Annotated in this window: 13 protein-coding genes; 5 read left to right on the forward strand and 8 right to left on the reverse strand. The window is 72.8% G+C overall.

What is annotated here, in order from left to right:
- Positions 1 to 4: 4 nt before the first annotated feature.
- From O7553_RS05030 to O7553_RS05045, 4 genes are all read left to right on the forward strand, one after another.
- The gene (locus tag O7553_RS05030; RefSeq protein WP_281553697.1) at positions 5 to 9,574 is read left to right on the forward strand and encodes a type I polyketide synthase; all 9,570 of its coding nucleotides are present in this window, start codon (positions 5 to 7) and stop codon (positions 9,572 to 9,574) included.
- A 272-nt stretch (positions 9,575 to 9,846) separates the two neighbouring features.
- Positions 9,847 to 10,266 carry a cold shock domain-containing protein gene (locus O7553_RS05035; RefSeq protein ID WP_281553698.1) on the forward strand — a complete coding sequence of 140 codons (420 nt, stop codon included), beginning with the start codon at positions 9,847 to 9,849 and terminating at the stop codon, positions 10,264 to 10,266.
- Between the two features lie 91 nt (positions 10,267 to 10,357).
- The gene (locus tag O7553_RS05040; RefSeq protein WP_281553699.1) at positions 10,358 to 11,224 is read left to right on the forward strand and encodes a polysaccharide deacetylase family protein; all 867 of its coding nucleotides are present in this window, start codon (positions 10,358 to 10,360) and stop codon (positions 11,222 to 11,224) included.
- Positions 11,221 to 12,153 carry a glycoside hydrolase family 16 protein gene (locus tag O7553_RS05045; RefSeq protein ID WP_281553700.1) on the forward strand — a complete coding sequence of 311 codons (933 nt, stop codon included), beginning with the start codon at positions 11,221 to 11,223 and terminating at the stop codon, positions 12,151 to 12,153. The genes O7553_RS05040 and O7553_RS05045 overlap by 4 nt, the downstream gene beginning before the upstream one ends.
- Before the next feature lie 30 nt (positions 12,154 to 12,183).
- Here the strand turns inward: O7553_RS05045 and O7553_RS05050 are convergent, their stop codons facing one another.
- The 5 genes from O7553_RS05050 to O7553_RS05070 are packed head-to-tail and all read right to left on the reverse strand — an operon-like array spanning position 12,184 to position 18,996.
- Positions 12,184 to 14,514: a hypothetical protein gene (locus O7553_RS05050; RefSeq protein ID WP_281553701.1), complete on the reverse strand. Its 2,331-nt coding sequence runs from the start codon at positions 14,512 to 14,514 to the stop codon at positions 12,184 to 12,186.
- Positions 14,511 to 15,866: a hypothetical protein gene (locus tag O7553_RS05055; RefSeq protein WP_281553702.1), complete on the reverse strand. Its 1,356-nt coding sequence runs from the start codon at positions 15,864 to 15,866 to the stop codon at positions 14,511 to 14,513. The genes O7553_RS05050 and O7553_RS05055 overlap by 4 nt, the downstream gene beginning before the upstream one ends.
- On the reverse strand, positions 15,863 to 17,176 hold the full coding sequence (locus tag O7553_RS05060; protein WP_281553703.1) for a glycosyltransferase family A protein: 1,314 nt from the start codon (positions 17,174 to 17,176) through the stop codon (positions 15,863 to 15,865). The genes O7553_RS05055 and O7553_RS05060 overlap by 4 nt, the downstream gene beginning before the upstream one ends.
- The gene (locus O7553_RS05065) at positions 17,173 to 18,135 is read right to left on the reverse strand and encodes a glycosyltransferase (RefSeq protein ID WP_281553704.1); all 963 of its coding nucleotides are present in this window, start codon (positions 18,133 to 18,135) and stop codon (positions 17,173 to 17,175) included. Before O7553_RS05065 ends, O7553_RS05060 begins: the two co-directional genes overlap by 4 nt.
- Before the next feature lie 3 nt (positions 18,136 to 18,138).
- Positions 18,139 to 18,996 carry a glycosyltransferase family 2 protein gene (locus O7553_RS05070; protein WP_281553705.1) on the reverse strand — a complete coding sequence of 286 codons (858 nt, stop codon included), beginning with the start codon at positions 18,994 to 18,996 and terminating at the stop codon, positions 18,139 to 18,141.
- 473 nt (positions 18,997 to 19,469) lie between these two features.
- Here O7553_RS05070 and O7553_RS05075 point away from each other — a divergent pair, with 473 nt between their 5' ends.
- Positions 19,470 to 21,284, forward strand: a complete 1,815-nt coding sequence (locus O7553_RS05075) for a glycoside hydrolase family 6 protein (RefSeq protein ID WP_281553706.1) — start codon at positions 19,470 to 19,472, stop codon at positions 21,282 to 21,284.
- 113 nt (positions 21,285 to 21,397) lie between these two features.
- Here O7553_RS05075 and O7553_RS05080 read toward each other — a convergent pair whose 3' ends face one another.
- From O7553_RS05080 to O7553_RS05090, 3 genes are all read right to left on the reverse strand, one after another.
- On the reverse strand, positions 21,398 to 21,709 hold the full coding sequence (locus O7553_RS05080) for a hypothetical protein (protein WP_281553707.1): 312 nt from the start codon (positions 21,707 to 21,709) through the stop codon (positions 21,398 to 21,400).
- Between the two features lie 151 nt (positions 21,710 to 21,860).
- The gene (locus O7553_RS05085) at positions 21,861 to 22,463 is read right to left on the reverse strand and encodes a hypothetical protein (protein WP_281553708.1); all 603 of its coding nucleotides are present in this window, start codon (positions 22,461 to 22,463) and stop codon (positions 21,861 to 21,863) included.
- Between the two features lie 11 nt (positions 22,464 to 22,474).
- The gene (locus tag O7553_RS05090; RefSeq protein WP_281553709.1) at positions 22,475 to 23,089 is read right to left on the reverse strand and encodes a hypothetical protein; all 615 of its coding nucleotides are present in this window, start codon (positions 23,087 to 23,089) and stop codon (positions 22,475 to 22,477) included.
- Between the last annotated feature and the right edge of the window lie 61 nt (positions 23,090 to 23,150).

Below are 23,150 nucleotides of genomic sequence, written 5' to 3' on the forward strand. Positions count from 1 at the left end.
CACCGTGGAAGCATCTGTCGCAGAAATCGTCGAGGCCCTCCGGAAGTCCATGCTGGACAACGACCGGTTGCGTCGGGAGAACGAGGCGATCACGGCCGCCGCCGCCGAGCCGGTGGCCATCGTCGGTATGGGCTGCCGCTACCCGGGTGGCGTCGGCTCGCCCGCACAGCTGTGGGATCTGGTCGCCGCCGGGCGGGACGCGATCGGCCCGTTCCCCACCGACCGGGGCTGGGACGTCGAATCGCTCTACCACCCCGAACCCGGCAAGCCGGGGCGTAGCTACACCCGCTCGGGTGGCTTCCTGTACGACGCCGCCGGCTTCGACGCCGACTTCTTCGGCATCAGCCCCCGCGAGGCCACCGCCATGGACCCCCAGCAGCGACAGTTGCTCGAAGTGTCCTGGGAAGCCCTGGAGAACGCCGGCATCGACCCCCGCTCGCTGCGGGGCGGCCGCACCGGTGTCTTCGCCGGCGTGATGTACCACGACTACGGCGCCGGTGGCAGCGACGGGAGCCTCATCAGCGGCCGGATCGCGTACACGCTGGGGTTGGAAGGGCCGGCCGTCACCGTCGACACGGCCTGCTCGTCCTCGCTGGTCGCGCTGCACTGGGCGATCCAGTCGGTACGCCGGGGCGAGTGCCCGCTCGCCCTGGTGGGCGGGGTCACGGTGATGGCGACGCCGGAGACGTTCATCGAGTTCAGCCGGCAGCGCGGACTGGCGGCCGACGGCCGGTGCAAGTCGTTCTCCGACGACGCCGACGGCACCGGATGGGCCGAAGGTGCCGGGGTGCTGGTCGTCGAGCGGCTCTCTGCGGCCCGCCGCAACGGCCACCGGATCCTCGCGGTGGTGCGGGGCAGTGCGGTCAACTCGGACGGGGCCAGCAGCGCGTTGACCGCGCCGAACGGGAGCGCCCAGCAACGCGTCATCCACCAGGCCCTGGACAGCGCCGGTCTGCGCCCCGACGACGTCGACGTGGTCGAGGCGCACGGCACCGGCACCACCCTCGGCGACCCGATCGAAGCCCACGCGCTGCTCAGCACGTACGGCCGCGGCCGACGACGGCCGCTGTGGCTCGGCTCGTTGAAGTCGAACATCGGCCACACGCAGGCCGCCGCCGGGGTCGGCGGCGTCATCAAGATGGTCGAGTCGATGCGCCACCGGACGCTTCCCCGTACCCTGCACGCCGACCGCCCCAGCCGGCAGGTGGACTGGTCGGCCGGGCCCGTCCAACTGCTCACCGAGGCGCAGGACTGGCCTGCCGGCGAACGGCCGCGCCGCGCTGCGGTCTCCTCCTTCGGTATCAGCGGCACCAACGCCCACGTGGTGATCGAGGAAGGCGACCCGGATCCGGCGCCGGCCGCGGACCGCCCGGCCGAAGGACCGGTCGCGGTGCCGCTGTCGGCCCGGTCGGCGCAGGCGGTACGGGAACAGGCGGCACGGCTGCTCGACCGGCTCGACGCCGTGCCGCAGGAGTCACCGGCCGCTGTCGCCACCACCCTGGCCGCCGCGCGTACCGTGATGGATTACCGGGCGGCGCTCGTCGTCACCAGCCGTGCCGACCTCGTCGACGGCCTGCGCCAGCTGGCCGACGGCCGCGGCGGCCCCGGTGTCTGGCAGGGCGAGAACACCGCGGGCGGCACCGCGTTGCTGTTCACCGGACAGGGCTCGCAGCGCCTCGGCGCCGGCCGCGAGCTGTACCAGCGGTACGCGCCGTTCGCCGCCGCCCTGGACGAGATCTGCCAACTGCTCGACCCCCAACTCGACCGGCCGTTGCGCTCCGTCATGTGGGCCGAGCCGGGCAGCGCCGAGGCGGCCCTGCTCGACCAGACGGCGTACACCCAGGCCGCGGTCTTCGCCATCGAGGTGAGCCTCTACCGGCTGCTCGCCGCCTGGGGCGTACGGGCGGACTTCGTCTGCGGACACTCCATCGGTGAGATCGCCGCCGCGCAGGTGGCCGGCGTACTGACGCTGCCGGACGCGTGCCGCCTGGTGGCGGCCCGGGGGCGGCTGATGCAGGCGCTGCCCCCTGGCGGGGCGATGGTCGCCGTGTCCGCCGCCGCCGGGCAGGTGGAGCCGCTGCTGGTCGACGGCGCGTCGCTGGCCGCCGTCAACGGGCCGGCGTCGGTGGTGGTCTCCGGGCAGGAGTCCGCCGTCCTGGCGACGGTGGCCCAATGCGAGAAGCTCGGACACCGGACGATCCGGCTGTCGGTGTCGCATGCGTTCCACTCGCCGTTGATGGAGCCGATGCTGCCCGCGTTCGCGCGCACCGCCGCCGCACTCGACTACGCCGAGCCGGACATCGCCCTGGTCTCCACAGCGACCGGCGCGTTGGCCGACGGCTCGGTGTTGGGCAACGCCGAGTACTGGGTACGCCAGGTGCGCGGCACGGTGCGTTTCCGTGACGCCGTCGGGGCACTGGTCGAGGCCGGTGCCACCACTTTCGTCGAGGTCGGGCCCGACGCGGTGCTGGCGCCGCTGGCGATGCGCTGTGTCGAGCCGACCGGGCGGACGTTCGCCGCCACGATGCGCCGCGCCCGGCCGGAGCCCGAGGAACTGCTCGGCGCGCTCGCCCGGTCCTACGTCAACGGATGCCCGGTGGACTGGTCGGCGGTGCTCGGCGCGGACCGGCGCCCTGGGGTGCCGCTGCCCACCTACCCGTTCCAGCATCAGCGTTTCTGGCTGCCACCCCGCGACACCACGCCGACCGACGTCGAGTCAATCGGGATGACCCCGCTGGCGCACCCGCTGCTGTCGGTCGTGGTACCCGCGCCGGACGCCGACAGTGTCGTCCTGTCCGGACGGCTCTCGCCGACGCGGCAACCCTGGCTGGCCGACCACGAGGTGCTCGGCACCGTCCTGGTGCCCGGCAGCGCGTACGTCGAACTCGCCCGACGGGCCGGCGAGCACGTGGGTTGCGATCTGTTGCGGGAGCTCGCGCTGCAGACACCGCTGGTGTTGCCGGCCGGCAGCGGCGCGGCGCTGCAGGTGCTGGTGGGGGCGGCGGACCACGCCGGGATCCGGTCGGTGCAGATCTTCTCCCGGCTCGACGACACCGGTGCCTGGACCCGCCATGCCGTCGGCTCGCTCGCCCCGGCGGCCGCCGGGATCCCGAACGGCGTCGAAACGTCCGCATCGGATTCGTCTGCATCGGATCTGACTACGACGGATCGGTCCACGTCGGACCTAGTCACGTCGAACCCGTCCAGGTCGGACCTGGCCGGCGTGACCCGGGCCACCGAGCACGGCCAGCCGGAGTGGCCGCCGCCGGGTGCGACCGCGCTGCCGGCGGCCGAGGCGTACGACCGGCTCGCCCGCCGGGGCTACCGGTACGGCCCGGCGTTCCGCGGTCTCACCGCCGCCTGGAGACGCGGCGACGAGCTCTTCGCCGAGGTGTCCCTGCCGGAACCGGCCGCCGGATACGGCCTGCATCCCGCGCTGCTGGACGCCGCGTTGCACGTCGGGCTGCTCGTCGACGACGACCAGGACGTGGCGCTGCTGCCGTTCACCTGGTCGGACTTCAAGCTCGCCGCGGTCGGCGTCCGGGCGGTCCGGGTCCGGCTGACCAGGGTTCGCGGTGACGTCGAGACGAGACTCGTCGTCACTGACACCGACGACCGCCCGGTCGCGTCGGTGCGGTCCATCATCGCCCGGCCGGTGTCCCGTGACCAGTTGGCGGCGACACACCCGGCAGTGGGGGACGCGCTGTTCACGATCGGCTGGCGGCCGGCCGCGGCCGGTCACCGTGACGAGCCGCTGCCCGGGCGGGTGGACGCGATCGGCGACGATCTCGACCTGGGCGGCCACGTGCACCCCGACCTGGACGGTCTGCTGGCGGCCGTCGCCGCTGACGACGTCGACATCGCCGGCGCAGACGCTGCCGACGGCTTCCCGGGTGCGGCGGCACCGATGATCGTGTGCGTGCGCGTCGAGACGCTCACCGCGACGTCGGGCGGCACGCTGCTGCCACGGCTCCGGTCCAACGTCACCGGGTTGCTCACCGTACTGCGTCGGTGGTTGACCGAACCCCGGCTGGCCGCGACCCGCCTGGTGGTGCTGACCACCGCGGCGGTGCCCACCACCGCCGGAGACGGGGTCGGTGATCTGGCTGTCGCCCCGCTGTACGGGCTGTTGCGCGCCGCACAGGCCGAGCACCCTGGCGCGATTCAACTGATTGACGTGGACGGACATGTCGACGGCGCGACGCTGCGTCGGGCCATCGCCACCGATGAGCCGGAGCTGGCCGTACGCGGCAACCGGATTCTGTCCCCCCGACTGGTTCCCACGCCCCCGGCCGCGCCACCGGGCTTCGCCAGCGACGGCACGGTGCTGGTCACTGGTGGTACGGGTGGTCTGGGTGGTCTGGTGGCGCGGCATCTGGTGCGGGTGCACGGGGTGCGGCATCTGGTGCTGGTGGGTCGGCGTGGGTCGGGTGCGCCGGGTGTGGGGGAGTTGTGTGCTGAGTTGTCGGGGTTGGGGGCGCGGGTCAGGGTTGTCGGGTGTGATGTGGCGGACCGGGGTGCGGTGGCGGGTGTGTTGGCGGGGATCGATGTTGACCATCCGTTGACGGCGGTGGTGCACGCCGCCGGTGTCGCCGACGCCGGCACGCTGGAGACCCTCACCGGTCGACAGATGGAGTCCATGCTCGCGGCGAAGGTCGACGGGGCCTGGCACCTGCACGAGCTGACCCGGGAGCTGCCGCTGGCCGCGTTCGTGCTGTTCTCGTCGGCGGCCGGTACGCTGCTCGCCGCCGGCCAGGGCGGCTACGCCACGGCGAACGTCTTCCTGGACGCGCTCGCCGCGCACCGCCGGGCCGAGAACCTACCGGCGGTCAGCCTCGCCTGGGGGCTGTGGGACACCGCCACCGGCATGGGCGCCGCGCTCACCGAGGCCGACCGCCGCCGGATGACCCGGCTCGGGCTGCCGGCGCTGCCGGTCGACGACGGGCTGGCGTTGGCCGACGCATCCTTCGCCGCCGACGCCGCGCTGGTGCTGCCGGTGCGGATCGACCAGCGCGCGCTGGCCGCCCGTACCGATCAGGTGCCGGCGCTGCTGCGGGATCTGGCCGCCACCGGTACCGGCGCGGGCCTCGAGCAGCGCTCATCGGCAGGGCCGTTCACCGACGTCAGCGGTGCCGACCGCGACCGGCGGCTGCTCGACCTGGTACGCCGCCACGTCGCCACGGTGTTGGGACACGCCGGACCGGAGCAGGTCGCCCCCCGGCGGGCGTTCGCCGAACTCGGCTTCGACTCGCTGAGCGCGCTGGAACTGCGTAACCAGCTCGAAGGCGCCACCGGGGTCAGGTTGCCGGCGACCCTGGTGTTCGACCATCCGAACAGCCAGTCGGTGGCCGACTTCCTCGGCACCGAACTCGACCGCCACGCCGGCGTCAGCCCGGCCGCCCTGACCGGACCCGCCGGTACGGCCACCGCGGCCCCGGCCGACGCACCGGAGGACGACCCGATCGCGATCGTGGGGATGGCGTGCCGGTTCCCCGGTGGGGTGGTCTCGCCGGAGGGGTTGTGGGATCTGGTGGTGGGTGAGGGGGATGCGACTGGTGAGTTTCCGGTGGACCGGGGGTGGGACACGGAGGCGTTGTTCGATCCTCGGCCGGGTCGGGTGGGGCGGTCGTATGTGCGTCGTGGTGGGTTCCTGTATGACGCGGCGGGGTTCGATGCGGGGTTCTTCGGGGTGGGTCCGCGTGAGGCGCGGGAGATGGATCCGCAGCAGCGGTTGTTTCTTGAGGTGTCGTGGGAGGCGTTGCGGCGGGCGGGGGTGGAGCCGGCGTCGTTGGCGGGTAGTCGTACCGGTGTCTACGCCGGGGTGATGTACCACGACTACGGCCCGACCGGCAGCGCCGGCAGCGTGGTCTCCGGTCGGGTGGCGTACCACCTGGGTCTGGAGGGGCCGGCGGTGTCGGTGGACACGGCGTGTTCGTCGTCGTTGGTGGCGTTGCATCTGGCGGTCGACGCGTTGCGTTCGGGTGAGTGCGAGCTGGCCCTGGCCGGTGGGGTCGCTGTCATGGGGACGCCCAGCATGTTCGTCGAGTTCAGCGAGCAGCGTGGGTTGGCGCCGGATGGGCGGTGCAAGTCGTTCTCGGATGACGCGGACGGGACGGCGTGGTCGGAGGGGGTGGGTGTGTTGGTGGTGGAGCGGTTGTCGGATGCGCGGCGTCGTGGTCATGGGGTGTTGGCGGTGGTGCGGGGTAGTGCGGTGGGTTCGGATGGTGCGTCGAACGGGTTGACGGCGCCGTCGGGTCCGGCGCAGGAGCGGGTGATTCGGCGGGCGTTGGCGGTGGCGGGTGTGTCGGCGGGGGGTGTGGATGTGGTGGAGGCGCATGGTACGGGGACGCGGTTGGGGGATCCGATCGAGGCGCAGGCGTTGTTGGCGACGTATGGGCGGGGTCGGGACGCGGATCGTCCGTTGTGGTTGGGGTCGTTGAAGTCGAACATCGGTCATGCGCAGGCGGCGGCGGGTGTGGGTGGTGTGATCAAGATGGTGATGGCGTTGCGGGCGGGGGTGTTGCCGCGGTCGTTGCATGTGTCGGAGCCGTCGTCGCATGTGGACTGGTCGGCGGGTGGGGTGCGGCTGTTGACCATGGCGCGGCCGTGGCCGGGTACCGACGGACCGCGTCGGGCGGGGGTGTCGTCGTTCGGGTTGAGTGGGACGAACGCGCATGTGATCGTGGAGGAGGCGCCGGGGGATGTGGCTGTGGGTTGGGGGGTGGAGCCGCCGACGCACCACTTCGACCACCAGCGCTACTGGATCAGCAGCCGGAGCTGGGCGAGCGACCCCGCCGCGATCGGCCTCGACGCGATCGGCCACCCGGTGCTCGGCGCCGGACTGAGCACCCCGGAGCCGGGCGTGAAGCACTTTACCGGCAGGCTGGCCCTGGCCAGCCAGCCCTGGCTGGCCGACCACCGGGTGGACGGGCAGGTGCTCTTTCCCGGCGCGGGCTTCATCGATCTGGCCCTGTCCGCCGCGGCCGAGATCGGCTGCGCGCGGATCGACGAGCTCACCGTGCACGCGCCACTGACCCTCGGCGAGGGCGGCGTGGACGTCCAGGTAGTCGTCACCGCAGCCGACCCGGCCGGGGTACGGCAACTAAGCATCCACTCCCGGGACCGCAACGAAGCGCGCGACGCCGTCTGGCGCCAGCACGCGTCGGGCAGTATCCGGCCCACCGGTCCGTCGGACAGCCCGCCGCCGGGGCCACGGCTGGACGAATGGCCGCCACCCGACGCCGTACAGCTGCCGATCGACGCCCTGTACGGGCGGCTCGCCGAGCGCGGCCTCGGATACGGCCCGTCGTTCCAGGCGGTACGGGCGGCATGGCGCCGGGGCACCGAGGTCTTCGTCGAGGTGTCCGTGGCCGACGCGGCCATGGACCGGTTCACCCTGAACCCGGCCGTGCTCGACGCGACCACCCACGTCCTGCTCGACGGTGACGGGCCGGTGGAGGTGCCGTTCAGCTGGCGGGGGGTCACCCTGCGGCACGCCGGTGTCGAGACGGTACGGGCGCGCATCGCCCCCGTCGGTGAACGCGATCTGTCGCTGACGCTCGCCGACGTGGCGGGAGAGCCCGTCGCCCAGATCGAGACGATCGTGGCCCGGGCGCTGCCGTCGACCAGCGAGCCGGCCGGGGCCGTCCACGAACTGCGGTGGCAGGCCGGGCCCCGGTCGGCGCCGGACGCCGCACCGTACCTCGAATGGGACGCCCGCCCACCCGGACAGCTCGATCCGGTGCCGGTCGTGCTGCGGTGCGCGTCCGCCGACGAACTGCCGGCGGATGATCCGGTCGCCGCGACCCACCAGAGCGTGACACGGATCCACGACGCGTTGTGTGACTGGCTAGCCGACGAACGGTACGCGGCAGCCAAGTTGGCCATCGTCACGCGCGGCGCGGTGAGCGTACGGGCAGGTGGTGGGGCTGTCGCGGGTGGGCCGGACGATCCTGACGTCGACCTCGCCGCCGCTGCGGTGTGGGGTCTGGTCCGCGCGGCGCAGGCGGAGAACCCCGACCGGTTTCTCCTGGTCGACCAGGACGGGCGGGCCGAGTCCGCACAGGTGCTCCCCGCCGCCCTGGCCAGCGGGGAGACCGAGCTGGCGATCCGGGGCGGGGAGCTGCTGGTGCCCCGGCTGACGGTGGCACCGGTGCCACCGTCGCCCGCGCGGCGCGCCCTGCCGCCGGACGGGACGGTGCTGATCACCGGCGGCACCGGTGGTCTCGGCGCGGTCGTGGCCCGCCACCTCGTCGCCACGTACGGCGCACGGCGTCTGCTGCTGGTCAGCCGTCGGGGAGGTCAGGCGCCGGGCGCCGCCGAGCTGGTGGCCGAACTGACCGGCATGGGGGCCGAGGTCGCGGTCGTGGCCTGCGACGTCGCCAATCGCGACGCGGTCGGCGAGCTGCTGGCCGGTGTGCCGGCCGCGTACCCGCTGACCGCGGTCGTGCACGCGGCCGGCCTGCTCGACGACGGGGTGCTGACGGCGCTGACCCCGCAGCGGATCTCCGCCGTCCTGCGGGCCAAGGTGGACGCCGCCTGGCATCTGCACGAGCTCACCGCCGACTCCGAACTGTCCGCGTTCGTGCTCTTCTCGTCGGTCGCCAGTGTCGGCGGCGCGGCCGGGCAGGCCAACTACGCGGCGGCCAACGCGTTTCTCGACGGGCTCGCCCAGCATCGGCACGCACGCGGGCTGACGGCACAGTCGCTGCTGTGGGGTCGGTGGGCGACCGGAGACGACATGGCAGCTCGACTGTCCACGGTCGATGGCGGTCGGCTCTCCCGGTCCGGACTGCTGCCGCTGTCGGCCGAGGAAGGGCTCGCGCTGCTGGACACCGCGCTCGCCAGTGACGCCGACGTGCTCGTGCCGGCCAAGTTCGACGTCGCGGCGCTGCGTGCCGAAGGCTGGGCGACGGCACCGGTGTTCCTCGGCCTGACCGGCCCGGTCACGCCGGTGCCGGCCGGACCGCTCGCCGCCTCGACGACGTCACCTGCGGGTGCCTCGCCCACGGGCGCGGGTGTCCCGGCCGGTGCGGGTACCGCACCGGTGGCTACCGACGGTGCCGATCGGCTCGCGGACCTGCCGGCGACAGAGCGCCGCGCCGTGCTGCTCGAGCTGGTGCGGGCACATGCGTCGGCGGTGCTCGGCCATGATCGAGCCGACGCGGTCTCCGCCGAGCAGGGGTTCCTCGACATCGGATTCGATTCGTTGACCGCGCTGGAGCTGCGCAACCGACTGACCGGTGCAACCGGGCGGAAGCTGCCGGCCACGCTGATCTTCGACTATCCGAGTGTCGCCGCCGTCGCGGACCATCTGACCGCCGAGTTCGGCGCCGACGAGTCCCGCCGGATCGGCGAGCACTTGGCGACCCTCGAAGCGACCCTGGAAGCGGCGCTCGCCGGGGTCGGTCCCGGCGACGAGCAGCGCCTGGCGTTGGCGGCACGCCTGCAGGCGTTGGCGGGACGGCTGGCTCCACCTCCAGACAGGACGGGGTCGACCGCCGACGAGTTGGGTTCGTCGAGCGCCGAGGAGTTGTTCGAGCTGTTGGACGGGGAACTCGGCCGGTCCCGCTGAGGTCTTCGTCGGTGGGTCGCTGGCCGGTGACGCGCCCTACGAGTGAGATCCTTGGCTGGTTCGACCGGCCGCAGGTGGTGCCCCGTCGCGGTGGGTCGCGGGTTCCACCGGGACCGGGTCGAGCCGGCGGCCCCCCTTCGCCGGCGAGGGAGTGCGACACTGTCAAAGTCGGTGAGTGTGACGGGCCCGGCTCCGGCGGCAGCGGTTGGTCCGGACGAGTTCGGTGGTCGACGGCCGGTGGTGGCCGAGGTGGTTCGGTAGGAGGAGTTGGCATGGGTGTCGGTCGGGTGGTGCGGTTCGACGAGGGCCGTGGGTACGGTTTCATCGCACCGGACGACGGTGGCGACGACGTCTTCGTCCACGCCGGGGAGTTGACCCAACGGGGAATCCGGGTGGCTACCGGCACCCGCGTGTCGTTCAAGGTGATCGACGGCGGCCGGGGGCCGAAAGCGTACGACGTCGAGATCATCGATGATGCCACCGCTCCCACCGGGGGCCCGGGCGGTCGTACGGCGGGCGCTTCCGGCGAGGGCGGCGACGACGAGCTCTGCGAGATCTTCTCCGAGCCGGAGTACCTGCAGCGGATCACCGAGCTGTTGCTGTCCGACGCGTCGTACCTCACCGGTGCGCAGATCGTCGAGTTGCGTGGGCACCTGCTGCGGTTCTCCCGCAAGTGCGGCTGGGTCGACTGACTTCCCGACCACCCGCTACCGCCGAGCACGGCCGACAAGGAGCAGGGGCGAGAAGCAGGTTTGCCCCGCGCAGGTCGGGTAGACAGCCCGGATGACCGGGTCCGAGCCTCCGGCGTACAGCCCCGCGGCAAGCCCGAGCGCCGCGCGACCGGCGCTGCCCGTGCTGATGTACCACTCGATCACTTCGGCGGCCCGGGGGCCGCTGCGGTCACTCGCCGTCGGGCCGGCCCGGTTCGCCGAGCAACTCGCCGCGCTCGCCGACGCCGGATATCGGATGGTAGGCCTCAGCGAGGCGCTCGACCTGCTCGACGACGCGGCGATCGACCGCAACCGGCCGGCTCCGTCGATGGTCGCGCTCACCTTCGACGACGGGTACGCCGATTTCCTCACCCGCGCGCTGCCGCTGCTGGACGCCGCGAACGCCCGGGCCACCCTCTACCCGTCGGTCGGGCACCTCGGGCAGTACGCCGACTGGCTGGGCCAGTGGGCCGACGAGTTCGGCCCGCTGCTGGACTGGACCCAGTTGGACGAGGTGGCCGGGTCGGGCCGGGTCGAGATCGGCTCGCACGGTCTGCTGCACCATCCGCTCGACGTCCTGCCGCCGCAGCGGGCGGCGGACGAGATCGTCGTCGCCCGGGACCGTCTCGAACAGCGGTTCGGCATCCCGGTCCGGTCGTTCTGCTACCCGCACGGCTACCACGACTGGCGGGTCCGGGCGGCGGTCCGCCGGGCCGGGCACGACAACGCGTGCGAGGTGGGCCGACGGCGGTACCGGCCGGGCGACCGGCGGCTCGCCGTACCCCGGCTGCTGCCGACCGGTGACCACGACGGCACCGCGCTGCTCGACCTGGTCCGCACCGGCGGACCTCGGATGGTGCCGCAGGCGAAACGACTGGCCCAGCCCGCCTGGCGGTTGACCCGGCGGGTGGCCCGGCGGGCCGGCCGGCAGTTGACGTGACGGCCCGCCGTTGGTGGCGGCGCGGCGGCCTGCTGGCGGTCGCGGCCGGCCTTGCCACGCTGGTCCTGACCCTCGGTGTGCTGGTTCCGCTACTGCAGCACCGTGCCAACCAACCCGACCAGCCCGACCAGACCAGCCAGCCTGGTCAGCCCGACGGGACCGGTCAGCCGGACTCCGGCGGCGGACCGCCGCCGGCCGGGCCGCCACCCACCACGGCCGGCGGCGACCGGACGACGAACCCGTCCGGGATCGCCCTGCCCACCGGCGATCTGCCCGGCTGGCGGCAGATCTTCGTCGACGACTTCGACGGCACCGAGCTGAGCGACGACTGGTTCGCCTACTCCGGGCAGCCGGACGGTGATCCGGGCGGCTGGTTCGACCCCGGCCACGTGTCGGTCGGCGCCGGCATGCTCACCATCGGCGGCTGGCGGGAAGCCAGCCGGGACAACATCTACGTCACCGGCGGGGTGTCCAATCGGCGGGCGGTGACCCGCAGCTACGGCCGGTACGACATCCGGTTCCGGATGGACCAGGGCACCGGGATCGCGTACGCGCTGCTGCTCTGGCCGGGCGACAACGTCTATCCGCCGGAGATCGACATCGCCGAGGACAACGGCAAGGGCCGGGACCGGATGTACGGGGTGCTGCATCCGGTGACCGGCGACCGGATCGGGCATGACGTCGGCGGCGACTTCACCCGCTGGCACACCGCCGGTCTGGAGTGGACGCCGGACCGGCTGGTCTACACCCTGGACGGCGAGCCCTGGGCGACGGTCACCGGCGCACAGGTGCCCGACGAGCCGATGGCGCTCGCTCTGCAGAGCCAGGCGTGGTACTGCGGGCACACCTGGGAGGCCTGCCCGGACGAGACGACACCGGACGTGGTCAACCTCCAGATCGACTGGGTCGCCATCTACGCTCCGGCCTGATGCCCGGCAGGGCGTCCGCTGTCGGCACCGTCACCCGGCGTACCGGTAGACGGTGACGTCGTCGCTGCGCTGGAAGACCGACCAACGGTCCCGGCCGTCGAGCAACCGCTCCAGGCGGTCCAACGACCCGGGCGCAAAGTAGCCGAAGTAGTCGGACTGCCGCCGCATACCGTCGCTGACCACCAGGTACGCCGGGTCGCCGGCGAACGAGCCGAGGAACTCTTCGATCGTCGGCAGGTGCTCGCCGTCCAGCGCGGCGCCGCGCAGTTGCGCCCCGACCACCAGGTCCGGCTCGCCAGCCGGCACATCGGTGTTGAACCCCGGATACGCCGCCGTCAGCCGACTGGGAAAGTTGGACGTGGCAACGGCGATGGTGGCACCGGGCTCGGCGGCGGCGTACAGCTGGCGGGCGGCGGCCACCTCGTCGGCGGTCTGCCGGTCCACGGCCAACTGCCCGTGCCGACCCTGCACCGTACCGAGGGCGAAGCCGCCGAGCGCCACAGCGACCGCCACCGCCGCGACCGGCCCCAGCCACCGCCGACGCCGGCCAACCCGACGCAGGTCGGCGCGGTCAACCCGACGCAGGTCGGCCCGGTCGACAACCGCGCGGGCGATCAGGAAGGCGCACCACGGCGCGGAGAACAGGAACACCCGGTAGATCGCCTCGCCGCCGTAGCTCTGCGCCGCGAGCAGGACGAACGGCGTGGCGGCCAGCAGCGCCGGCACCAGCACGGTACGCAGCCGGCGACGGTACGCCAGCACCGCCAGCACGGTCAGCGCCCAGACGGTCAGCGCGAGCGTACGGACCACGATCGCCGAGAACGCCTGCCCGGTCGAACCCCAGCTCTCGGCGTTGCCGGCGGCGTTGGCGAAGATGTCGAACCCGTCGAAGACGCCGAACGCCTCCGACACGAACCCGAACCGGGGCAGCAGGTAGCCGAGCACGACCGCGCCCATCGCCAGCGGCAGCCAGCGGGGCCGGACCAGCCGCAGCGCGGCCAGCACGGCCACCTGCGCCACCACCAGGTACGGCGACAGCTGGTGGGCGGCGGTGAGCACGGCCAGCAGCGCCAACGCCGCCACTGTCGCCCAGCCCCGGACCCGGCGGTCCGGTCCATCTCGGCGGTCCGATGCGCTGCCACCGGTCGGCGAGCGCAGCCAGGTCAGCACGATCAGCAGCACCCCGAGGCTGAGCAGGAAACCGAACGCCTGCGGGGACAGGTAGTCCTCTTCCACCCAGTTGACCGCGAAGAACCCGAACACGGTCAGGTACGCCACCCGCCGGTCGTCGGCGAGGGTACGGGCGATGGCGTACAGCACCGGGGCGGCGGCCAGGTTGAAGAAGACCGGCGACCAGTCGGCCAGCGCCGCCGGGGCGATGCCACCGGCCGCGCCGAGCTGGGCGGCACCGGCGAACAACGCCGGCCACTGCTGGTAGATGTCGGTCGCCGAGTCGACCGGGTTGCCGGCTGCGATGAGGTCGATCACCCCTAGGTGCTTGTACGTCCAGGCGTACTGCGGTTGGTCCAGCAGCAGCGGGGTGGTGCCGTGCAGCAGCACGACCAGCAGCACCAGGTAGCCGGCGGCAGCCAGCCCGCGCCCGGTGGCCCGGTCGGCGGCGGTAGGCCGGTCGGCGGTGGGCCGCAGCCCGGCGAGCGCGGCGACGAAGCCGGCGACGGTGAGCGCCAGCGCGGCCAGGAAGACCGGACTGACGGCGCCGAGCAGCCCGAAACCGCCCACCTGCGCCACATCGGTGCGGGACACCGCGATCCACCACAGCGCCAACGCCGCACCGATCACCACGGCATGCGCCAGCAGCGGCCGCCGTGCGACAGCCGGGCGCCCGGCGAGGCCCGCCCGCCGGGCGTACGGCCACCGTCGGACCGGCCCGGGGCGGGAACCGTGGCCGTGGCCGGCCCGCGTGATGCGGAGCAGGCCAGCGGCGCTGACGGCCGCCACCGCCACCGCCAGCGCGCCGACGGCCAGCCTGGGCTGCCACCAGCCGGCCCAGACCGATCCGGTGGCCACGGCTGCGTAACCGGCCAGGCTGGCCAGTACGGTCGTCGCCCACCGGGTCGCCGCCGGCCGGACGGTCAGGTGACTGAGCAGCGCGGCACCGGGGCCCAGGGCGGCGAACGCGACCGCAGTCGGGGCCTGCCACGGGCCGCCGGCTGCCAGACCGAGCAGCGCCAGGACCGCGACGACCAGACCGGTGCCCGCCTGACCGGTCCGGCCGGCACGCGGGTCGGGTGCGGTGTCGACAGCTGGCGCGGTGTGGACACCAGGCGCGGTGTCGACGGCCGGCCCGGCTGCCGGTGCCTGGGGGAGCGGGCGGACGGGGCGCAGGGCGAGATCGGTCATCCGGCACCTCCGGTGTCGGCGGTAACGGTCTCGGACTCGGCGGTAGGTCGGGCCCAGGCCGGGGCGCTCGTCGCGTCGCCGGTCGCCCGGTACCGGCGGATCAGCCCGGGAAGCAGCACGATCGCCACTGCGGCCTGTGCCGTACACAGCGCGGCCGCCGGCGCGATGATTCCGACCCGGGGCAACCCGACCCAGCTGACCAGCAGGAACGCGGCGATGCCGACCGACTGCACGGTCACCACCGGCCACATCCGCTTCTCCATCATCGCGAACGCGCAGTAGAGCAGGATCACCCCGGTGAACGGCAGTGACAGCCCGATCAGTCGCAGCGTGTCGGCACCCTCGGCGGCGTACTGCCCGCCGAGCAGCCGCAGCAGCGGCCCGGCCGCCCCGGCGAGCACCGCCGCACCCGGCAGCACCACCGCGGCGACCAGCAGGACCGCCCGGTCGACGTGCGCCCGGGCCGCCGCCGCGTCGCTGGACGCGGTGACCACGAACGAGGTGACGACGTTCCACAGCAGGGTGCTGCCGGCCACCCCGATCACCCACGGGATGTAGAAGTAGGCGCTGGCGGTGGCGCCCAGCACGCTGGCCACCAGCACCGGCGGCAGGTACGCGACCGCGTTGGTGAGCAGCCCGTTGACGTACTCGGCGGAGGCGAAGCCGAGCAGCTCCCGCCGGGCCGGAGCCGGCGCCTCCGGAGCGCTTCGGGCGTGCGCCGGGGCGAGCCGGGCCAGCACCCACCAGTTGACCCCGAGCATGGTCGCCAGCATCGGCGCCGACCAGGCGAGCAGCATCCCGTCACCGGCGGCGGTGCCGGCCAGCAGCGGCAACAGCGCAACCTTGGCGGTGGACGCGATCACGTTCTTCGCCGGTACGCTGCCGGCCCGCCGCAGCGCGGTCAGCACTCCGTCGGTGATGAAGAAGATCGCCGTGCCGACCACGGCGGCGACGAAGAGCAGCCGCTGCGTCGGTGCCGGGCCGATGATGCCGGTGCCCATGCCGAGGGCCAGGAACCCGCCGCTGAGCAGCAGGGACATCGCCGCCGACGCGGCGTATCCGGCGAGCACCAGCCGGCGGGTGTGCCGACCGGCGCCGGGCAGGAACCGCGCGTACAGGTTGATCAGGTTGAGTTGGGCGAGCCCGGCCAGCAGCGTCATCGCCGACACCGCCGCCGATGCCCGGCCGACCGCCTCCGGCGCGAACCAGCGGGCGGCCACCACCCAGAACACGAACCCCAGCGCGGCGCTGGCCACCGTCGAGGTCATCAGCGCCGCCGCGCTGCGCAGCAGTGCCGGCCGGCGGACCATCACCGCCGCCGTTGGCGGGACGGTCGTGCCGGCGGCGGTCACGGCCAGCCCCGCATCCGACGGCGCAGCCGCCGGGCGGCCATCCGGCTGCGCAGGTACGCGACCGGCCCGGCGAGCAGCCCGCGCCGGTTGGCGCCGACCAGCTCGCGGGGGAAGTCGTCGCGCAGCCCGGCCAACCGCTGCCCGCCACCGCCGCCGAACGTGTCGCGCAGCGCGGTCGGGGCCAGCCGCAGCAGCGGCCCGAGCAGCCGAGGTTCGCGCAGTAGCAGGCTGGTGTAGGCGGCGGTCAGTCCGGTGCCGTAGCCGACCAGTTGGTTGCGCAGCCCGGCCAGGTCCCGGCGGTGGTGGTGCCAGACCAGGGCGCTGGGCTGGTAGGCGACGGTGCCGTCGGCGACCAGCACCTGCATCAGGGCCAGGGTGTCCTCGGAGCCCATCGCGGGGGTGCCGGCGCCGAGCGCGGTGTCGAAGCCGCCGATGCGCTCCAGCACGCCGGGTCGGAAGGCCATGTTGCCGCCGGCGCCGAACGGCGGCAGCGGGTAGAGCGGACTCTGCCGGTGCGCGGTGGCCGGGGAGAACAGGTCCGGTGTGAAGCCACGGCCCTTGCTGTGCCCGCCGTACTGTTCGAACCACAGCTGCGCGTCGGTGGCCAGTTCGGCCGGCGCGATGGCTCCGGTGACCGCGTCGGCCTGCGGGTGGTCGGCCAGGGCGCGGGCGATCTCGGCGAGCCAGTGCGGGTCGGCCTCCTCGTCGTCGTCGATCCAGGCGACGATCTCGCCGACGGTGGCGCGCAGCGCCCGGTTGCGGGCGTGCGACAGCCCGGGCCGGGGTTCACGGATGTAGTCAACTGGTGTTCCGTTGCCGTCGGCGGTCGCGCCGCCACCGTCGGCGGCCCGGGCGACGACCTTGACGGTGGCGTCGCTGACCGGCGCGTTGTCCACCACCAGCACCCGGAACCGGGGGTACTGCTGGGCCAGCACGCTGTCCAGGGTGCGGGCCAGCCCGGCGGGCCGTTCCCGGGTGCAGACGACCACGGTGATGCGCGGCGCGTCGTCGAGCACCTCGGCCCGCCGGGTCAGGTAGCCGGGTTCGGGCCGGTCGGCCGGGGGGATCTCCCGGTCGACGGCGGCGGCGAGGTCCGCGCCGGTCAGCCCGTGCGGCGGTACGTCGAGCAGCAGCGCGCCGATCGGCTGGGTGAACTGCCGGACCAGCAGCCAGGCGCGTTCCACCCGGCGGCCGGCCGGATCGTTCCCGGGGATGTCCGGGAACCGGTCGGTGACTTCCAGGTCGATGACGGTGGCCGGGATCCGGTCCGCGGTGCCGGCCGGGAGGTGCACGGAGGTACGCGGGTTCATCGTGCGGCTCCGATCGGTGGGGGTGGGGACGGAGTCTGGGTGGCGCGGCCGGCGAGTTCGGTCAGCGCGCCGGTGGCTGCGGCGGCGGTGCCGGCGAGGATGGCGCCGGCCCGGGCGACGTGCCGGTGGCCGCGCCCGCGCAGGGTCGCGCCGATCTCCCGACGTAGCGCGGCGGGCAGCGTACGGCGCAGGTAGTCCTGCTCGGCGCCGAGGCTGGGCGCGCCGTCGAGTAGCCCGGCCATCATGACCTTGCCGCGGCCTTCGGCGAAGCAGCGGCGCAGGAAGTAGCGGAAGGTGCTGTGCGTGGCGGGTACGCCGTGCGAGATGACCGCCTGCGGCACGTACCACCACTGCCCGCCGGTGACCGCGGCCATCCGCAGGCAGAGCTCGGTGTCCTCGGGCCGTGCCCGGTTGCCGACCTTGCCGAAGCCGGTGCGGAAACCGCCGGCGGTGAGAAACGCGTCGCGGCGTACCGCCATGCTGGCCGACCAGACGTTGCGCACCGGTCCGGGTCGGACCGGCTGGCCGGCGTACGAGCCGCCGACCGCCCACCGGAACTCGGCGGGGAACCAGCCTGGCTGGTGCCGTTCCCAGGCGGGTTCGATGGCGCCGCCGGCCCCGACCACCGTCGGGTCGGTGAACGCGGCGACCAGTCCGGCCAGCCAGCCGGGGTGGGCGACGACGTCGTCGTCGAGGAACACCACGAGGTCGCTGCCGGCGTGCCGGGCGCCGGTGTTGCGGTTGCCGGAGACGCCCCGCTGGTACGCGTTGCCGAGCACGGTGACCGTGGGCAGCTCCCGCCTGATCCGGTCGGCGAGCGCGGGGTGATGGTCGACCACCACGATGATCTCGGCCGGCTCGAGATCCTGCCGGCGGACGGAGTCGACGGCGCTACGCAGCCCGGCGAGCCGGTCCGGGTGGTGGGTCGGGACCACCACGCTGACGGTCGGTGGACGCATCGCTCAGCCCTCCTCGACGGTCACCGGTACGGTGGCGGTCCGCTGCCGGCGGTGCTGCCGGCGGGTCCGGCGCAGTCGGCGTTCGCGGCCGAACTCACTGAGGATGGTGCGCAGCACCCGGGTGCCGTCGCGCACCGTGTCGAGGTTGCTCTCGCCGTGAATCCGCAGGTGCTCGATGCTGGGCACCTCGGTGATCCGCAGCCCGTGGGCGGCGACCCGGACGTTGATCAATGTTTCGATCTCGAAACCGTCGCCCCACAGCTTGCTGCCGTCGGCGGGCCGGGGGGTGGTCGGGTCGGGCAGGTCCAGCGCTGGGACCACCCGTCGCCAGAAGGCGTTGTAGCCGTAGCACAGGTCGGTGAACCGGGTGCCGAACAGCAGGTTGACCATGCCGTTGAGGCCTTCGTTGCCGAGCCGGCGCAGCGGGGTGATGTCGTGGCTGCCGCCACCGGCGCGGAAGCGGGAACCCTTGGCGAAGTCGGCTCCGGCGAGCAGCGCGGCGACGAAGCGTGGGATCTCGGCCGGGTCGGTCGACCCGTCGGCATCGATCATGACCACGATGTCGCTGGTTGCGGCGGCGAACCCGCAGGCGAGAGCGTTGCCCTTGCCGGTACGGGTCTGCTGGACGATCCGCACCGCAGGCCAGAGTGCCCGGGCGACCTGCACCGTGCGGTCGACCGAGCCGCCGTCGACGACGACGACCTCGTCGACGTCACGGGGGAGCCGGGCGAAGACGTGCGGCAGGTTCCGTTCCTCGTTGATGGTGGGGATGACGACGGTCACCGACGGCAGGTGCGGGCCGTGCCGGGTCGGCGGTGCGGGCGGTGTCGGGTGTACCCGGGTGCTGGCGTAGACGGACATGCCGGTGTCCTCCGGGGGGTGGGGGGAGGGTGCGGGACACCAGGCGACGCGGGGCCGTTCGCGCGCCGCCCGGACTGACTTAGCGGTCCATCACCGGGGGTCAACAACCTGATATGCCGGTTATTTCGGGCGCCGCGCGGGTCGGTGGGCCGGGTCACATCCGCCGTTGCGTAGTTGGTTCGACTAGAGCCGGCACCAGGTGATGTCGGGCGTGTGCGCTGAGCCGCGCCGGGCGGGGAACCATCACCAGCAGGTTTCCGGGCGGTTGCGGTGGGAGCGTTCCCATGGCATGATGATGATCGATTGGCGCTGCGGAGCCAGCCAAGCACACCTGTTTCGCCGAGGGCAACCGGATCTTCCGGCCGGCGATCCGACCGCCGAGTCGTCCGTCCGACGACAGGTGGTGCACCGACCTCACCAGGGTCCCGGCCGATGCGCCGGCGACCAGTTATGTCGCGAGGAGACAACTCCGCATGAACCTGAACCCACTACGCGGCGCCGGGCGCTCGCGGATGCGCCGCGGGCTGTCCGCGGCCGCCGCGGTCGTACTCGGCTCCGGTGTACTCGTCGTCGCGGCCACCCAGGCCAGCGCCGCCGCCGGGTGCCGTGTCGACTACTCGGTCAACCAGTGGAACACCGGATTCACCGCCAACCTGACCGTCACCAACCTCGGTGACCCGCTGAGCAGCTGGACCCTGGAGTGGGACTACTCCGGCAACCAGCGGATCACTCAGGCGTGGAACAGTGAGTTCACCCAGAGTGGCACCCGGGTGACTCTTCGGAACGCCCCGTGGAACGGTTCGCTGGGCACCAACGCCAGCGTCAACCCCGGCTTCAATGCAAGCTACTCCGGCACCAACACCGCGCCCACGGTGTTCCGCCTCAACGGGGTGGCGTGCAACGGTGGCACCACGCCGACGACCGCCCCGCCCACCACGGCGCCGCCGACGACCGCCCCGCCTACCACCGCGCCGCCGCCCACGACGGCGCCGCCGACGACGGCGCCCCCGACGTCTCCGCCGCCGGGTGGGCCGCGGGTGGACAACCCGTACGTGGGCGCGGATGTGTACGTGAACCCGATCTGGAGTGCGAACGCGGCGGCTGAGGCGGGTGGTAGCCGGATCGCGGACGAGCCGACGGGTGTGTGGCTGGACCGCACGAGCGCGATCTACGGCAACAACAGCCCGACGACGGGTGACATGGGTCTGGCCGACCATCTGGACGAGGCGGTGCGGCAGGACGCGGCGAACGGTAGCCGTCCGCTGGTCTTCCAGGTGGTGATCTACAACCTGCCGGGTCGCGACTGTGCGGCGTTGGCGTCCAACGGTGAGTTGGGTCCGACGGAGATTGGCGCGTACCGGACGGAGTACATCGATCCGATCGCGGAGATCGTGGGTCGGGCGGCGTACCGGAATCTGCGGATCGTGGCGGTGATCGAGATCGATTCGCTGCCGAACCTGATCACGAACGTGGGCAGCCGGCCGACGGCGACGCCTGAGTGTGACGTGATGCTGGCGAACGGCAACTACGTGACGGGTGTCGGTTACGCGATCTCGCAGCTGGGTGACGTGCCGAACGTGTACAACTACATCGACGCCGGGCACCACGGCTGGATCGGCTGGGAGGACAACTTCGGTCCGACGGCGCAGATCATCGCGCAGGCGGCGAACGCGTCGGGTGCGTCGCCGTCGGATGTGCACGGGTTCATCACGAACACGGCGAACTACTCGGCGTTGCGGGAGCCGTACATCACGGTGGACAGCAACACTCGCCAGTCGTCGTGGATCGACTGGAACAACTACAACGACGAGCTGTCGTTCGCGCAGGCGTTCCGGCAGCGGTTGGTGCAGGCTGGGTTCCCGTCGGGTGTCGGCATGCTGATCGACACGTCGCGTAACGGTTGGGGTGGTTCGGCGCGGCCGACCGGTCCGAGCAACGCCACCGATGTGGACACCCGCGTCGACGAGTCGCGGATCGACCGGCGGTTCCAGAAGGGCAACTGGTGCAACCAGTCGGGTGCCGGTCTGGGCGAGCGTCCGACCGCGGCGCCCGCTTCGGGTATCGACGCGTACGTGTGGATCAAGCCGCCGGGTGAGTCGGACGGGTCGAGCCGGGAGATCCCGAACGACGAGGGTAAGGGTTTCGACCGGATGTGTGACCCGACGTACACGGGTAACCCGCGGAACAACAACAACATGAGTGGTGCCCTGCCGAACGCGCCGGTTTCCGGGCACTGGTTCTCGGCTCAGTTCCAGGAGCTGATGGCGAACGCGTACCCGCCACTGTGACAAGGCTGGACGCTCGACACTGAGCGGGGCCCGGTGCCGGACACGGCACCGGGCCCCGCCCCATTTCGGCCGTTGCCCCTGACGGGTCAGCGCCCAGGTCAGGGCACGGCAGGTCAGGGTACGGTGCGTTCGATCGCTGCGGCACCGTCGTGTTCCAGCTCCTGGCGCGCCCGGTCCACCTGCTCCGGACTGCCGTCGCCACCCTTGGCCACCGCGAGGTCCTCCGCGTCCCACGGCTGCTCGGCGCCGGTCCGTACTCGTGCCGGACCGGACTGGCCGATCGGGGGTTGGAAGTCCGGACTGTCCTGCTCGGTGTCCGGGTCGGTGACCAGCAGCGGTACGGTGGTGTCGTCCTCGACCGCTGCGGCCACTGCTGGTTCCTCCTCCAGCGGCACCCGGCCGATCGCATCCTCGCGGTCCGTCATGGCCGTCCCCTCCCGTCCGAACCGTGGATTCACCGGGTACCCGCGACCGAGGCGGATATGCGCGGATACCGGCCGGCGGAAAACGCGTGACCTCCGGCGCAACTGGCACCGGAGGTCACAGAGATCGGTAGGGTCAGGTTCTGGCGACGGCTCAGTTCGACAGCACCCGGTCCAGCAGATCCCGGTAGCGGCGGACCGCCATCCGCAGTTGCTCGGTGTCCTCCGGACCGGCGTCGGTCCACCCGCCGAGTTCGTCACGCTGCGCGGTCAACGCCGCAGTGAGCGCCTCGACGGCCTCGGTCACCAGGTTCTGTGCCTCGCCCGCCGCGGCGTGCGGGTCGTCGACGAAACGCAGCTGCACGTCGCGCCAGCGGTCCCGGAACGCGTCCGCCTGCTCCGCCGCGAAGATCCCCGCCGGCTCCGGCTGCCCGGTCTGCTGCGCTTCGCCGCCGTCGCCCACCCGTACGGTGTCGTCGTCGCTGGGGTCGCGCGGCTCGTGCAGGCGCTCCGGGCCGGCCATGGCGGAGGCCGCGACCGCGCCGCCGACGGTGGCGGCGCCGAACGCGGTCGGCTGTTCGACCGGCTCGTGGTGGACCGGCTCGTCCCGGTCGGGCGTCGCTATGCCGGAGACGACCTCGGTACGGTCCGGGTCCACGTACCCGTCGCGGTCGTGACCGGCGTCCGGACGGCCCGGTCCGCCGTGCGGGGTGATGACCTCGGTACGTTCGTCGTGCCACTGATCGGTGCGGGTCATGATGTCTCTCCTCAGCGGGTCGAAGCTTCCGTCGGGGTCGAGGCTTGCTCGGTCGGGGTCGAGGCTTGCTCGGTCGCGGTCGAGGTGGGCACGGGGTCCTCCCCGAGCAGTTCGGCGAAGAGCGCCCGGTAGTGCACCACGGCCTGACGCAACTGCTCTGTGCTCGCCTCCCCGCGCTCGTTGGCCAGATGGATCTCGTGCGCCTCGCGGTACCTGCCGAGCGTACGGGCGTGCTCCACGGAGAGCTGAGCCACCTGCTCGTCGTAGTCCCCGGTCGGGTAGCCGAGCTCGGCGATCAGCCGGGTGAGCAGTTCGTCGGCGTCGCCGACCGCGGCGCCGGGTGCGTCGACGAACCGGGTCTGTACGTCGGCCCAGGCGGCGGCGTAACGGGCGCGGGACGTCTCAGCCAACGGGGTCAGGGTCAACTCGGCGTGCCGGCGTTCCCGCTGCCGGAGCTCGCGTTCGGCGGCGCTGCGGCTGTCCTGCTCGGCGACGACCCGGTCGTACTCCGGACCGAAGGTGCCACGCAGGTCGTGGCGCCGCCGCCACCGGGTCCCGAGCAGGGCGAGCGCCGCGAGCGCGACGAGAAGTACGGCGGCGATGAGGACGATCTCGATGGGCGACATGGTTGTTCCTCCTTCTCACCCTGGTATTCCCGCTCGACCCGGAATCTCAATCCAGGTTTGT

It is taken from the genome of Solwaraspora sp. WMMA2059, from assembly GCF_027497315.1.
Classification (GTDB): Bacteria; Actinomycetota; Actinomycetes; order Mycobacteriales; family Micromonosporaceae; genus Micromonospora_E.